The 14,584-nt window shown below is 43.1% G+C and carries 14 protein-coding genes, 1 tRNA gene and 2 pseudogenes; 9 read left to right on the top strand and 8 right to left on the bottom strand.

Annotated elements, in window-relative coordinates; translation table 11 throughout:
- Nucleotides 1–89: 89 nt before the first annotated feature.
- Both R7P72_RS19650 and pepA read right to left on the bottom strand, forming a co-directional pair.
- Nucleotides 90–539 (bottom strand): DNA polymerase III subunit chi, encoded by a 450-nt coding sequence (locus tag R7P72_RS19650; RefSeq protein ID WP_031777270.1) that lies wholly within the window; start codon nucleotides 537–539, stop codon nucleotides 90–92.
- Nucleotides 540–654: 115 nt separating this feature from the next.
- Entirely contained in the window at nucleotides 655–2,163 is a 1,509-nt protein-coding gene (gene pepA / locus R7P72_RS19655) for a leucyl aminopeptidase (protein ID WP_005381073.1), read from the bottom strand.
- 200 nt (nucleotides 2,164–2,363) lie between these two features.
- Here pepA and lptF point away from each other — a divergent pair, with 200 nt between their 5' ends.
- Nucleotides 2,364–3,464 (top strand): LPS export ABC transporter permease LptF, encoded by a 1,101-nt coding sequence (gene lptF / locus R7P72_RS19660; protein ID WP_005381072.1) that lies wholly within the window; start codon nucleotides 2,364–2,366, stop codon nucleotides 3,462–3,464.
- Nucleotides 3,465–3,467: 3 nt separating this feature from the next.
- Nucleotides 3,468–4,538, top strand: coding sequence for an LPS export ABC transporter permease LptG (gene lptG, locus R7P72_RS19665; protein ID WP_005381071.1), 1,071 nt, complete (start codon nucleotides 3,468–3,470; stop codon nucleotides 4,536–4,538).
- An 87-nt stretch (nucleotides 4,539–4,625) separates the two neighbouring features.
- Here lptG and R7P72_RS19670 read toward each other — a convergent pair whose 3' ends face one another.
- Nucleotides 4,626–5,105, bottom strand: a complete 480-nt coding sequence (locus tag R7P72_RS19670; RefSeq protein ID WP_005381070.1) for an RDD family protein — start codon at nucleotides 5,103–5,105, stop codon at nucleotides 4,626–4,628.
- 184 nt (nucleotides 5,106–5,289) lie between these two features.
- Nucleotides 5,290–6,558, bottom strand: a complete 1,269-nt coding sequence (locus R7P72_RS19675) for a DUF2254 domain-containing protein (RefSeq protein ID WP_005381069.1) — start codon at nucleotides 6,556–6,558, stop codon at nucleotides 5,290–5,292.
- A 227-nt stretch (nucleotides 6,559–6,785) separates the two neighbouring features.
- Between R7P72_RS19675 and R7P72_RS19680 the strand changes: the two genes are divergently transcribed.
- The 5 genes from R7P72_RS19680 (at nucleotide 6,786) to R7P72_RS19700 (ending at nucleotide 9,653) form a co-directional block, all read left to right on the top strand.
- Complete coding sequence (locus R7P72_RS19680; RefSeq protein ID WP_005381068.1) at nucleotides 6,786–7,451, top strand: SDR family NAD(P)-dependent oxidoreductase; 666 nt, start codon at nucleotides 6,786–6,788, stop codon at nucleotides 7,449–7,451.
- A gap of 190 nt (nucleotides 7,452–7,641) precedes the next feature.
- Nucleotides 7,642–7,726, top strand: a tRNA-Leu gene (locus R7P72_RS19685).
- A gap of 519 nt (nucleotides 7,727–8,245) precedes the next feature.
- Complete coding sequence (locus tag R7P72_RS19690) at nucleotides 8,246–8,806, top strand: hypothetical protein (protein WP_213912443.1); 561 nt, start codon at nucleotides 8,246–8,248, stop codon at nucleotides 8,804–8,806.
- Nucleotides 8,807–9,366: 560 nt separating this feature from the next.
- Nucleotides 9,367–9,513, top strand: a complete 147-nt coding sequence (locus R7P72_RS19695; protein ID WP_023585697.1) for a hypothetical protein — start codon at nucleotides 9,367–9,369, stop codon at nucleotides 9,511–9,513.
- Nucleotides 9,514–9,515: 2 nt separating this feature from the next.
- On the top strand, nucleotides 9,516–9,653 hold the full coding sequence (locus R7P72_RS19700) for a hypothetical protein (protein ID WP_203345219.1): 138 nt from the start codon (nucleotides 9,516–9,518) through the stop codon (nucleotides 9,651–9,653).
- 405 nt (nucleotides 9,654–10,058) lie between these two features.
- Here R7P72_RS19700 and R7P72_RS19705 read toward each other — a convergent pair whose 3' ends face one another.
- A complete protein-coding gene (locus R7P72_RS19705; protein WP_203345220.1) occupies nucleotides 10,059–10,607 on the bottom strand; it encodes a hypothetical protein in 549 nt (182 codons plus the stop codon).
- 505 nt (nucleotides 10,608–11,112) lie between these two features.
- On the opposite strand from R7P72_RS19705, the gene R7P72_RS19710 reads away from it, so the two are divergent.
- Nucleotides 11,113–11,313: a hypothetical protein gene (locus R7P72_RS19710; RefSeq protein ID WP_318110751.1), complete on the top strand. Its 201-nt coding sequence runs from the start codon at nucleotides 11,113–11,115 to the stop codon at nucleotides 11,311–11,313.
- A gap of 59 nt (nucleotides 11,314–11,372) precedes the next feature.
- Here R7P72_RS19710 and R7P72_RS26390 read toward each other — a convergent pair.
- The 3 genes and pseudogenes from R7P72_RS26390 to R7P72_RS19720 form a co-directional block, all read right to left on the bottom strand.
- A pseudogene (locus R7P72_RS26390) lies at nucleotides 11,373–11,459 on the bottom strand (IS3 family transposase); the annotation flags it as partial.
- Nucleotides 11,455–11,649 (bottom strand): annotated as a pseudogene (locus R7P72_RS19715) (IS630 family transposase); the annotation flags it as partial. The pseudogenes R7P72_RS19715 and R7P72_RS26390, both read right to left, overlap by 5 nt.
- 359 nt (nucleotides 11,650–12,008) lie before the next feature.
- Nucleotides 12,009–13,094, bottom strand: a complete 1,086-nt coding sequence (locus tag R7P72_RS19720; protein WP_213912441.1) for a phospholipase D family protein — start codon at nucleotides 13,092–13,094, stop codon at nucleotides 12,009–12,011.
- 207 nt (nucleotides 13,095–13,301) lie between these two features.
- Here R7P72_RS19720 and R7P72_RS19725 point away from each other — a divergent pair, with 207 nt between their 5' ends.
- A complete protein-coding gene (locus R7P72_RS19725) occupies nucleotides 13,302–14,537 on the top strand; it encodes a tyrosine-type recombinase/integrase (protein ID WP_213912440.1) in 1,236 nt (411 codons plus the stop codon).
- The last annotated feature ends 47 nt before the right edge of the window (nucleotides 14,538–14,584 follow it).

Here is a 14,584-nt window from a genome sequence, read left to right on the forward strand (position 1 = left end):
TTTTAATGGATACGTTGATGGTTGAATCTTAGTCAATCTTTATAAGTGAGGGATCTTAACAAGATCGCCTTAACTATAAGGATTGACCGTTAAGGATATTGAATTTCGATCGTTTGCAGCTGGTAACCTGCTTGACGGTAAATTTTATATCTTTCTCTTGCGAGTTGTTTAGCTTTTTCTTCGCAGGGCACGAAGTCTACCACTTGAGCAAACTTGTTCGCAAAGGTTGTCTCATTTTCCGCCAAATTAATTACCAGCTGACGGTTCCAATTAGGTTTTACACCTTCATGGCCGATTTCAATATTGGTGGCGTATTTCGGTCCCTCGCCTACGAGGTTATGTGCCATGAACTTGTCTGCATCAACTTGCCAAAAGGCTTCAGCGAGCTGCTCGGCGTGTGGTTTGTCTTGGCAGTTTAAATACACTTTAGCGCCTTGGCGAGCAAAGTGCTGAGCCAAAAACACGATGTATTCTTCAAAGCCAGCCACCGTTGCTTGCGGGCTCTCTTCGTTAATGATGTAGAAGGTTGCAGTTTGCATCATTCTCTCACTTGCCTTGGGTCTCTTCCTAAGACCATCTTAAGTCCCACTTTCATTTTAGAAAATTAGGATAATAAAAAAGGGCCTTGCGGCCCTTTTAGATTCTGTTCAGAAATTACTCTTCTGTCTCTTGGCCGCTGCGGTTCAAAAGGAATTGGACAAGCATTGAGACAGGACGGCCCGTTGAGCCTTTCGCTGCGCCTGATTTCCACGCGGTACCTGCGATATCGACGTGTGCCCAGTTATACTTCTTCGCGAACTTAGATAAGAAGCAACCCGCAGTAATTGTGCCACCAGGGCGACCACCAATGTTTGCCATATCCGCAAACGGGCTCTTCAACTGTTCGTGGTACTCGTCTGCCATTGGTAGACGCCATGCACGGTCACTCGCTTGCTCAGAAGCGTTTACTAGCTCATGAGAAAGAGGGTTGTGGTTAGAGATTACACCGCTGATATGGTGGCCTAGTGCGATAACACAAGCACCAGTTAGCGTTGCAACGTCAACCACGCAGTCTGGTTCGAAACGCTCTACGTAAGTCAGTGCGTCACAAAGAACAAGACGGCCTTCAGCATCCGTGTTCAGAACTTCTACAGTTTGACCAGACATGGTCGTTAGGATGTCACCTGGACGGTAAGCGTTGCTGCCAGGCATGTTTTCACAACCCGCTAGAACACCAATAACGTTGATTGGTAGGTTTAGCTTCGCCAGCGCTTTCATTGTACCGAATACCGATGCCGCACCACACATGTCGTACTTCATCTCATCCATACCTTCGCCCGGCTTTAGAGAGATACCGCCTGAGTCGAAGGTTAGACCTTTACCTACGAGCACAATCGGTTTTGCATCTGAGTCAGGGTTACCTTTGTACTCGATGATAGACATCATAGATTCGTTTTTAGAACCACGGCCTACTGCTAGGTAAGAGGTCATACCCAGTTTTTCCATCTCTTGCTCACCAATAATTTTGGTGGTTACGGTTTCGTAGTCGTCCGCTAGACGACGAGCTTGAGAAGCAAGGTAAGCTGGATTAGCTACGTTTGGCGGCATGTTGCCAAGGTCTTTTGAGGCTTTGACACCTGATGCGATAGCAAGACCATGAGTGATTGCTTTTTCACCCAAGTTCAATTCACGACGCGTTGGTACGTTGAAAACAAGCTTGCGCAGTGGGCGGCGAGTCTCAGGTTTCACGCTCTTGAATTGATTAAATGTGTATAGACCATCTTTAGTCGCTTCTACAGCCTGGCGCACTTTCCAGTATGTATCACGACCCTTAACATGCAGTTCAGTTAGGAAACATACCGCTTCCATTGAGCCTGTCTCGTTAAGTGTGCTGATCGTCTTTTGAATGATTTCCTTGTACTGGCGCTCGCCAAGTTCACGCTCTTTGCCGCAACCGACAAGTAAAACGCGCTCTGACAAAACACCTGGTACTTGATGCAGTAGCAGCATCTGACCAGGTTTACCCTCTAGATCACCACGGCGAAGTAGTGAACTGATGTAACCGTCACTGATTTTATCAAGTTGTTCGGCTACTGGAGAAAGGCGACGTGGTTCAAACACACCAACAACGATACATGCGCTACGTTGTTTCTCTGGACTGCCACTTTTTACACTGAACTCCATGCGTACTCCTACATCCTGAAGACAAATTGCTCTAAATGTTAGATAATGATCGCTTACTTGTTGAATTTTAGCTCCAGGCTTACATGCAGAGCTGATTAAGCGACTAACATCTAGTTTATAATTTTTAAAAAAATAAATGGTTCAACGGGAAACTATAGTGATTCGACCAAAAAAACAAGTTTTGTATAGGTAATTTCAGCGTGATTATTGTTAGATATTTGATCCGCGAAACACTCAAGAGCCAATTTGCGATTTTTTTCGTACTTTTTTTGGTGTTTGTAAGCCAGAAATTCATAAGTGTTCTTGCTGATGCTTCTGATGGGGATATTCCTGCTGGATTGATTTTCTCGATTGTTGGTTTGAACATGCCAGCAATGGGTCTGTTAATGCTGCCTTTAAGTCTGTATATCGGCATATTGATCACATTTGGTCGTCTGTATGCAGAGAGCGAAATTGTCGTAATGAACGCGACAGGTATTGGTAATAAATTCTTGGTTCAAGCGGCCTTATACCTAGCGTTGATTACTTCAGCGGTGGCGGCTTTCAATGCGTTGTGGCTATCGCCGTGGTCTCAAGACCGCGTTGAGCAGCTTTATGAGCAGGTAGCGTCAGAAAACAGCGTTGACCTACTTAAAAAAGGTCAGTTCCAAGGTACACCAGACGGTTCATCGGTTGTGTTCATCGATGACATTAAAGACAATACCTTGAGCAACGTTTTTGTTGCGCAGATGCGCCCTCGAGATTCAGTGTTACCGAGTGTGATGTTCTCATCTTCTGGTGAAGTAAAAGAGCTTTCGGACGGTCGTCAGATCATCACTATGAAAGAAGGTACGCGTTATGAAGGTGTGCCTACTCGCGTTGAATATATGATCACGAAATTCGATGAATACGAAGGTGTTATCGGCCAACGTGAGGTCAAAAAGAAAGGGCGAGACTGGGAAGCATACCCAACGGTTGACTTGATAGGTCACCCAGATCCAGAGGCGCAAGCGGAGCTACAATGGCGAATTTCGTTATTTGTGTGTATTCCACTCTTAACAATGCTCGTTATTCCTTTGTCTGCGGTGAATCCGCGTCAGGGACGGTTTGCCAAAATGGGGCCTGCGATTCTGATCTATCTAGCGTATTTCTTGGCGATCAGTGCAACCAAATCTGCATTAGAAGATGGTGACATCCCGGCTGCTATTGGTATGTGGCCAATCAATGCGATGTTGCTGATTGTTGCTATCATGGCGAATATGATGGACAGCGTTGCTGCTAGACGAATAAAAGACAAATTCCGCAAGAAGAGGCTCGCGTAAGCTGTGTTCAAAATCTTAGACCTTTACATCGGTAGAACCATCATCTCTACCACTGCCTTGGTTTTAGCGACGTTTGTTGGCTTATCGGGCATCATCAAATATGTAGAACAGCTACGTAAAGTAGGGCGAGGTGTGTACGACCTCACTCATGCGTTGTACTTTGTGTTACTCAGTGTGCCGCGTGATATCGAAATGTTCTTTCCAATGGCGGCATTACTCGGTGCCCTGATCGGCTTAGGTATGTTGGCTTCAAGCTCTGAGCTGGTGGTGATGCAAGCTGCTGGTTTCTCTAAGCTGGATATCGGGTTATCGGTACTAAAAACGGCCGTCCCACTCATGATTGTCGTTATGGCGTTAGGCCAATGGGGCGCTCCTGAGGCCCAGAAGATGGCCCGTGACTTACGTGCGTTTGCGATATCAGGTGGTAGCATTGTGTCTGTGCGCTCAGGTGTGTGGGCTCGTGACGCAAACGACTTTATCTTTATCGGTAAAGTCGAAGACGACAAGCTTTATGCTTTAAATATGTGGCGTTTTGATGATGATAAGAATCTACAAAAAGTTATTTTCGCCGAAGAAGTCGACTACCAACAAGATAACAACTGGCTGATGCGCTACGTACAAATTACGGACATGGAAAATGAAAACGTAATTTCAAAGCAAGACATCGAACAGATGGAGTGGCACACCTCTTTGGCACCAGATAAGCTAGCTGTGGTGACCGTGAAGCCAGAAGAATTGTCACTGAGCGGTTTGTATGATTATGTGACTTACCTGAAAGCATCGGAACAAGATGCATCTCGCTATGAGTTGGCGTTTTGGCGTAAGTTGACTCAGCCGCTTTCAATTGCTGTGATGATGTTAATGGCGCTATCTTTTGTTTTCGGTCCACTCAGAAGCGTGACCATGGGGGCAAGGGTATTGTCGGGCGTGGTTGCCGGGTTTACTTTTTACATATCCAGTGAGTTCTTTGGTCCATTAAGCTTGGTGTATGGCATATCCCCAGTGTTTGGTGCTTTGGCCCCGAGTTTGGTGTTCTTAGCTATTGCGATTGCACTGCTACGAAGAAAGCTATAACTGAAGCATCATCGAATAAACCAAGTTTTACCGAACCAAATGTAAAAGGAAGGCATTACGCCTTCCTTTTTTGTGTTCCTAGACAAGTTAATTTGCCTTAGGTAATACAACAACCTCTGTTTTGGCCCAAATGTCGTGGAAACCACGTTTCTTCGGATCAATCGGTACAGTCAAATTTGCCAAGCCAAAGCCAGATGTCGAAATACGAATCAGAGCTTGAGTTACCGTAATTGGTGCTCCGTCTTTGGCATTGCGAACTCGAAGCTTCCAAGCGCGCATCCCAAGAGTTTGTCCTGCTCGCGTCCAGAAGAACACAAAGAAATATATCCACACACCCGCAAGGTAAAGTGTAAATAGAGGGCTCAATACAGGGTGTTTTCCGAGCATATCTGCGGCATCAGCGTACTCGCCATAGCTCAACAATCCTGCTGCATTTAGTGCAAACACAACGGCCATAACAATACCTGCGGCCATCATTTCAATTGCGATAATAATCAATGTGTCGTAAATCAACGCTGCAAGTCGACGAAAGAGACCAGCAGGTGGAAGAGTTGTAGACGTTGTCATTATTCCATCACTTACCTTAAAAATTGTGCGTCAGAATATAGATTCCCTCACCAAGAGAAAAGAGACCTAACGCACAGAGTCTTTAATTGTGTATAAACTAAGTGACTTTTCTGCCCTACGTTATCAGCACATGTCATGATACACGAGGCCGTGCAGCAATATGTTTCAACTGAATTCGATTCTCTTAACCATTGGCTCTTTGGTCTGTGACCAGATTAGATAGCTGAGAGAGTTGGTGTTTCTCATCTTCGGTATAATGTTGGCTTAATGAAAGCTCTAAAGCTTTTTCTGACAGCTTGATTGCTGGTGACAAAAATAACTTAGGGTGCATACTAGAGAGAGCTAGCAAGGCCTTTTGTAGGCGAATCTGTATTTGGAGTTGCGCTGCACCATCGTGTGCTATCGGCAAAAAGACATCATCAAACAAATCCTGGCAGCTCAATGCGGGCACAAATAGTCTAGGATATCGAGTTTTGGTAGGCGGCTCACTGAGTAGGTCTCCCCATAATGAAAGTGCTCGTACAGAACGCCCAAGAACGTCAATTGCGGTGCCATTATCATTTACAGCCGGAGATAGTGCTCGTGAGGCGATTTCCGCCATAACGACTAAACCAAAGCGAGGGTCCTGATCATATGAACGCTCTGTTCGAATCGTGAAGGCTGCCGTTACTTCGCTTTCGTCTGGCAATTCTCCACAAACACAAGCCAATGGTTGACCTACGTACACAAAACTTCCCGGTTGTCGCTCAAGGTAGATGGTGCATTGGTTTGCTTCAGCAATACTATCGAGATGATGCATATCAACATGCTGTAAGTAGCCAATTTCTTGGCTCAAAATAGGTTTACTTCCTCTGGGTTTATGTTCTGGGTGGCTCCACGGGTGAGCACCTAGCCAACGCTCTTTGCCCCGTTTTCTTATCGCATCTAACAAGGCTTGCTCCACGTATGAAGTGGTTTCACTGACCCTTCCTAGTACGGAAAGGTGCTGAATCCAACGTAGCAGAGTGAGTATGATCATCACGATTACGGCGATAGTTACGATGAACAGATAAATTTGTGCTTGTTGATGATAGGCCCCAATACCTAGCGCGATAATTCCTACCAAACTAAATAGAAAAGAGCCAAGAAAGGTTGCTAAGGCATTTTGTGTTGTGCTGTCTTCCATCAACAGTTTTGTCGCTCGCGGCGTTACCCCTGCACTAGCGGCACTGTACGCTGAGACCATAATATTGAGAGAGAATGTAGTCACTGCAAGCATGGAGGTTGCGAGGATATTTAATATGTTGTTCAACAAATCCTTGCTGACGTTGATGGCAGGGGGCAGAGTAATGAACTGGTTTAAAACAATCGACATTAAGGCGGTAGCAACAGCAAGTAATGCGTAGAGTGACGTCCGGACCCACAGTTTTCGCGTCATCTGTTTCAGTAACCACTGCCATTTTGACCCAGTCATTCTTTGCTCCTATTCAGTTCTCACTAGAAAGTCGATAGAAAATTCAGAAAGTTATTCTTGCTTAAGCATAGGTTAAATGCCCGTCGTTCTGCTTGATATTTCATGCATCACGAAAGTAAGAAAGCTGCTTGCTTCAAAGAATGGTGCTCTTGAGGTGTGAATTACCACGATTCTGTTACCTTAATTGATAGATGAATTAAAAGTATGTGGTTGAAAAGAGGTAGCGCATGATTGTAATTACAGGTGCAAGTAGCGGTTTAGGGGCGGAACTAGCAAAGCGTTATGATGCGGAAGGCAAAGAGACGTATGTAATAGGAAGAAATACAGAAAAACTATCCGCACTAGCAAAACAACTCTCTCATAACGTTGGTTATCAAGCTTGCAACCTCTCATCGCACCAAAATGTGAAACAGCTCTTTGATGGGGTGAAACAGTCCCCTGAAATGGTCATTCATAGTGCGGGAAGTGGTTATTTTGGCTTACTGGAAGAGCAGGAGCCGGAAGAGATTCAAAAGTTGATTGATAACAACCTGAATTCTGCGATTCATGTGTTAAGAGAGTTAGTAAAGCGTTACAAAGATCATCCAATAAAAGTGGTCATGATCATGTCCACAGCCGCGCAACAACCTAAAGCGCAAGAGTCTACGTATTGTGCAGTGAAATGGGCCATCAAAGGATTAATTGAGTCGGTTCGTTTGGAGCTAAAAGGAAAACCTATGAAAATTATCGCGGTTTATCCTGGTGGAATGGATACGGAATTCTGGAAAACAAGCGGCAATACGATGGACACGAGTCACTTCATGCAAGCAGAAGATACCGCAGAGATGCTCCATAATGCGTTGTCGAGCATTGGGAATGGTTATGTTTCTGATATTACAGTAAATAGAACTTAAAAAGAGTTTCGTATACTCATTTTCATCTGGAAGAGTAGTAGAAAATGGAGCGTACGTTTCTTATGAGTACAGCTTTGTCACACTTTGTGGCGAAATTATCAGCAAACGATAGTTATTTAAGGTATTTCTGCTTGCGCAGGTCAAAAGCTTACGTATAATGCCAACCATCAAAGGGCAATAGCCCAAAGATGCCGGTGTGGTGAAATTGGTATACACGACGGATTCAAAATCCGTTGCCTTCGGGCGTGGCGGTTCAAGTCCGCCCACCGGTACCATATTAGAAAGGTCGCTTTTATAGCGGCCTTTCGTCGTTTTAGGTGCTTGAAAATGTTCGGTTTTTCAGGTGTTTGCCTCAAAACTCCTTTCCTGCTATCGCCTCTTCTCTTCCCAAAATAGACTCACTTTATCTCCCTTAAAATTTCTCCCATGGTCCATATATGGTTCATCGCATGACGATTCTGTGCGCAAGGGAATCTTAGTAAATCCAACAAATGCAAACTTCTGTAATCTCGCAAGTCAGTATCTTCAAGGGTTTCGAGCGAGAAGAACCATGATACGACCATGGTGACTTTACGGTACTATGCGGTTTTGGCTTTGCCTTTATGGAACAACTGATCGTTTTGATGGATAGTCGAAAAGTCGGTTTGAGATAGGAGGTTTTGCGGTGTGTGTAGTAAGCGCGTTGGGGTAATACATCTACAATCAATCACACAGATGAATTAACTCCAAGTTGATATCAATATGCAACTGTGTAATCTTCTTTATAGTGGTGAACAAATGGAGCTTGACCAACTATGAAGATGATTTTCGTCGATGCTGAAAATGTAGGACTGAAGGAGCTAGAAAAGATTAACGCTTCTGTTGTTGATAAAGTCTTTGTTTTTTCTAAGTCAGATTCAGTCAAGCTTGTTTGTGAAAAGTCGTTGTACCTGTTCTTATCTGACTATCCGACAGGTCAGAACCAAGCCGATTTCTATATCATTGCATATCTGTCTAGGGTGCTACTTGCTTTAGATAAAAAGCAGTTGGGCTCTGTTCATTTTGAGCTATACAGTAACGATGAAAGCTTGATTTCAGCATTTGAGTTTCAGTGCAAGCAATTAGGCGCACCTTGTCAAAGCATCAGGACTAGAGAGAATACCGTTGTTCCAATTGTTAAGCCACAACAGACACCCCAAAAATCTCCTGAAGACAAGCTTCTTCATGCTTTGAAGTCTCCTCGTGCTTTAGATCCTAGCTTTCAAAAGCAGCTAGGGCTGTCAAAGTCAGATTTTACCAAGGCAATCAATGAGCTTTCCAAAAATAACCAAATCAAGCGTAGTCCTCAGTCCAAGAAAAAATGGGTTAGGTGTTAGTACGCTGACTTACCGACCTCATTAAAGTGTAATAAATGGCGGTATTCTCCATCTCTACTACTAACCGTCAGTGTGTGAATATCGCTGCCCTAAGCTTGCTGAGTGATGATCTCGGTACTCTCTGGCGATTCGAGTGAGGGATTGGTGTGCCGAGTGGCGTACCGTAGAAAAATATGTGGTTTGAGCGAGTGTCTATGTAAGTTATGGACTCTAAACGCGTTGCTGGTGTCGGTAGTTGTAGGATTACGTGGATGTGGCTTGATAGATGAGGACTAGATCTTGGTTGGGATTTTTATATTAAATATATAATAACCAGTACAACAGCTTGCCGTAGGCTGCTGTTGTACTGGTTATTATTAATACTATGTTAGTGGTTCTGGTGGCGAAATCTGTAGGTAATACAGTGGTAGTTTCCCTTTTAAGCTATGACATTTTTCACTCATCCGTCCAAAATCACTGAATATCACTAAGAATCACTGAACAATCACCGTCCCATCATCGTCGCTACTAAACCACCTCTCATACAATGTCATCGTTCATTCAACAAAGGAGATAGAACGATGAGCAACAAACAGAACAACCATAAAGCAAATCAAGCTAACAGCAACAAAGGTACATCTGGACATAACACCACGTACCAAAAGGCTCAAGATAATCGAGCAAATCAACTAAACCCAAACAACTCACGTTATCAAGGAAAGAAATAATTATGATGAATCCTTCAGATATGTCACAAGACGAGCTAGACCTGTGGTCTGATATTAATAACCCTAATAATGATTCTGATATGGATGACTGGGCGGATGCTCACAATCCAAATAATGATGACTACTTAGGGGATGACTAAGTCTAAAGCCGATGGTTTAATGCCATCGGCTTTCTATTAAATAACAGTTGGTTAGCATGACAAAAGTGACGGTAAAAAATACAAATATACAAGGCAGTTGTTGAAAATTGCTAAGCAATTAGCTGCCCCCCCCCCCACATTTAGGGCAGTTATATGCAGAAGTACTAACTTCTGTATAGCATTCAGGACACTTGATCAGAGCCATAGCTACCACCTTATACTAGGTGTGTTATTGAAATTAGGCCAAAGACTAACCTATACAATTGTTGAAAATTGAAGCTCTAGCAAAAAGTTTCTATTGATTTCTTTGACACTTAACCTTCAGCTCAATAAAACTCTTTGTCCCTCACATTCTGCAAGTAGCGATAAATGTCAATATGTAAACAAACGCAGTGCTAGAACTACCTAGTCCTCAAGCTCATATTCGTTCAACATTTCTTCAAAAACTCTTATAACATACCCATCCATAATGAGCTTATCGCGCAATGATGTATAGTAGGATTCATCCGACAATTCATCTACAGAAACAATAGCAGTACCCAACGGTGGGTTTGACTTGAATGTAGTCTTGGTTGGCTGAGGCAACTCATCACAAAAGATAGTGCATTGAGTCTCAAGTGGCTTATCAGTTTTAATTAGTACATACCCATCTGCTTCTAAATTGGTTTGCGCTTGCAGGCGGTTTATACTCCAATTGATGTAGTAGTTTTTAGCATCAGATGACACACTCAAGTCTGGTAGATTATTAAGACTATGAATACCTTTAATTTTTAATCTATCGTAAGGTTCGTATTCTGCTTTAGGCTCTTCTGGATACTTATTCTTGGGTACGTGAAGTGATGACCCTTTGTGGCGTGGAATTATTAGCTCTACAGACACGCCATTTGCCAAGATACTACTATCGTTAAATATGGTTAGGTAAAGAATCTCTGCACCAGCCCACTCTCTGAGCACATCGGCTCGCTCTCGGTATAAATCCTTATTAAGCTGTTTTCCAGTATCCTCCCCATGCTCCCACGGGGCGGATACGCTCAATATCGCCAATAGACAAGAAATTGCAGAAAATATTTAGCCTAGCCTGTGTAAAAGTCCTACATAAATCTACCTTCAACCTACCGCTGCCAACTTTATCCAACCGCCTATTTAACATTAAATTATGCGGCAAAGATCACATCAAAAAACAAAAACTCGAAGTAATATATATGCATATAATCAAGTTTCATATCAATTTGGGTATGAATAAAATATTGTCCGTTCGTCAGTAGGCTAATTTATATGCAACTTTATGGGGTGTGCCCTTCGTGTAAGAAGAGTACGGTGTTTAATCGAATACACCGATCATTCATAGAAAAAGTATTCCGCAAAAAATACTTCAAATATGAGTGTGTAAATTGTTCAGCAGAAGTTTTTTCTCATCAAACTCAAATAGATATAGTTCTTCATCGAAATGGGAGCTTAAATGAACAATGACATCAGATCTATGGATAAAGCTGATGGTTTGCGTCGTCTTGCGAAACCTCCAACTGGCTTAGATAAATTGAAGGCTCTACAGGTCGAATTACGCAGTGCCATCATCGCAGGGAAATACAAAGATGCAGACAGACTAATGGCGTTGCTAGATAAAGCTCAAAAAGAGCTAGAAGAAACACATTGGAGGTAAACTGTCGTTCGATCTGGTAAGCAAAACTCTGATCTGCTCCAGCCAGACTGGACACTTCATTAAGCGACATTTTGCTGTTCAAAGTTAACTGGGCTTAGATACCCAAGAGCACTGTGCCTTCTCGTCCGATTATATACTCGCTCAACTTGAAGATGCAGGTTTCAAAATCTGAAAATTATCCGTAATTCGGGATACCAGTGAGCCTGCAACTTCTGGCAACGTTACATTGAAAAATTCATTAATAGCCGTTGTAAATTCAGCCTTCGAGGAGAAGTAAATATTGTTCCTCGCATGCTCATTCATCACTTTCCATAACCGCTCGATTGGATTTAAATTTGCCTTCCCATTTTTTTAATCTCAAGCATACTTCACCGATGAGATTTTCTTTTTATCAAAAGCTAATGAAACTTGGTTTGCATAGCGATCTGTTGCCGTTTTAAGATGTAGCCGAAAACCCAATAGCCAAACCTCAAAGCAGAACTGGATGTCAGTTCAACAACAAGTACCTTTCATCATGAGCACCACCTTAGCTTTAAAGTTGAGGTCGTGTATAGGTATTCGGATAACCTTGTAACCTGTCACTGACTAAGTGAAAACGCTGAGGCAAGTAGCTGAAACGGTTCAAGGTTTATTAGGGATAGGGGTGGGTAAAGCCGAACCATATAACTTCGTGTTGTATCGTTCGGCTTTTATTTTTACTTCATGCAATTCTTTATTTTACCTATTAAAAATTCGCCAAATTCTTTAGTTATCTGTACTTTATCGTTACCGAAGTTAAGCGTGCCTAGAGTGAAATTTCCTGACTTCGTCACTGGAATTGTGGGATAAAGTTGTCGGAATTCTTCTAATGCTGCGTTACGTTTAATGTCATATTCCCACCATGAGCCACCGAAGTCACAGCTATGGTTTTGTCCTTCCATATACCAAGGCCAGCGTTCTTTCCAAGCCTCCTGTTTTATCTCTTGATCTGTTACATGGAAAAGACTACCCGTGACTTTGAAGTAACTAAGCAAGGAACCACACCCTACGCCAGTTGTAATGACGATATCGCCTTTGGTTACACCTTTAGGCTTTTTCTTGGAAAAGTGTAAGTTCTGGTGGAGATCTGAGTAATCTCGTCGTTCTTCGAGAAGTACAGGATCATCCTGAGTCCCAATTGGTTTTAGGAAGTAGAGTGGCTCTTTATCTGAGTCGCTCTCAGAGGAATAGACTCGTGGTAGGATATCGATGTCAGCACTTGGCTGCTTTGTTTCCCATGCTTTTTGTGATCTATACTGCTCAGCGAACATCACGGCTTTTCTGAGTTGAGTTAACGTAAGCTCTCTAAATTCAATGGCTTCGTAAATTTCATCAATAAGATTGTCCAGATGGGCACTGTGTGGGGTTAGTACCCCCCATTCGTGATTGCGGTGTAATCCGTTTTTAGTGAAGTTTGCCGATGTGATGATAGCTTGATGCTCATGGTTTTTGGTTAGGGCATAGATTTTTCCATGAAGGTTATTATCGATGTGAACTTTTGCCTTTACCTTTGGGTATTTGGCATTGAAGTATTCGAGGAAGTCTAATAGTTGTTTTGGCTTTGTTAACTGCTCGGGATCATTGGCTTTGAATGTCGTTACCAGTTCAATGTTCTTGACTGCATTGAAATGAAAGCCATCTAAAAAATTTGTCATATCAGAAGCTAAGAACGGTGATGTAATGAGAAGTCTATCGCCACCTTGATCAACTAACCTTTGCAGATCTTGGTGATGGGAGCCAGTGATATTCGATAATATATACATGTTTTTCTAGCCTTGAATGACGTGTCGATATCTCATCATATTTGGCTGTGCTTGGTAGTGCATCAATATCGTCCTATGTCTGTTCAGTTTTGTTAACTATAGTGGTTTTTTACCTAAAACCACTATTAATCAATGGTGTACCCGTAACTAAAGACCTCTGAAATTTATATTACTGAAGTGTGGGTATATAAATTAACGGAGGTCTAAATGAGCAAATCACAACGACTCACCACCACTTTCCTTAACAACCTTAAATCCAATCCAGCTAGCGCTAAATCTACCGATTACGAAGTCAATCTGTCCGCTATGAAGGATTCTGGTTTGCCTACTGGTGTTCGCTGCTTAGTGGGTAAGTCTGGCGGGAAACGCTTCCTTCTACGCTATACCAGTCCGGTAACAAGTAAGAAGGCAAGCATTGGTCTTGGTAAGCACCCTGAAACTGACCTCGCCACATTGCGCAAAACAGCCAAAGAGTATCGCCAGCAAATTATAGAAGGCGTTGATCCCAAGCTTGAGCGTGACAATCAGACTACCGAGAAGACGATGACTCTGGAGCGGTTCTTTGATGAAGTGTACCTGCCACTGGCTAAACAGAAACGTAGCTGGAAAGATGACGTTGCTCGGTTTCGTTTGGCAAAGTCGATACATCACATATCCATTCATGAACTAACCGCCGCCGATATCATCAAAGTCCAAATGGAGATGCAGAATGCCGTTACGATTAAGGGTAAACCGTATGCTCCTGCCTCGATAAACCGTGTTCTAGCTCTGCTCAAAACGATCAATCGTCAGGCATATAAGTTGATGGACGCGCCACTCATTGCTGACAAGGTGAGCTTGTTGAAAGAAGATAACGTGCGAACTGGGTACTTGTCCGAATCACAGCTAAAGGAGTTCATAGGTCACGCTCTGAACCATGAAGATAAAAGTATTGGCGCATACCTAGCTTTGCTGTTTTTGACTGGCGCGAGGGATAAGGAACTGCGTTTGCGCTTGAAATCCGATGTGAATTGGGAGGAGAAAACACTCACTATTCCGCATACGAAAAACGGTAGTAGCCACGTTATTTACTTGAGTGATTACATGCTTGATATTTTGAGGTCAGTGCCTCATGTGGCGAATAATCCGTATCTCTTTCCTGGACGCAAAAAGGGTAAACCAGTAGGGCAACCTAGGCATGCTTTCAAGGCTATCAAAGCCAGGATGGGACTGCCCGACATACCTGGTGATAAAGCGAATCTAACCCTGCATTCAGCTCGTCATACGGTTGGAAGTTTGTTAGCTAGCCAAGGAGTCTCGTTACACGACATAGCCAAGCAGTTAAATCACGCTGACCTGTCATCAACAAGACGCTATTCGAAGCTGACTGTAGGGCGTCGGCGGGAGATTGGCTCTCGTTTGTCGGATATGGTGACTGCGAAGCCAGAGATACGTTGGGAATAAAGAAGTTAGGTTTAACCAGTTAATTTAGAAATGACATTAGAAAAGCC

It is taken from the genome of Vibrio sp. Vb0888 (assembly GCF_033338835.1).
In the GTDB taxonomy this organism is placed as follows: Bacteria; Pseudomonadota; Gammaproteobacteria; order Enterobacterales; family Vibrionaceae; genus Vibrio; species Vibrio alginolyticus.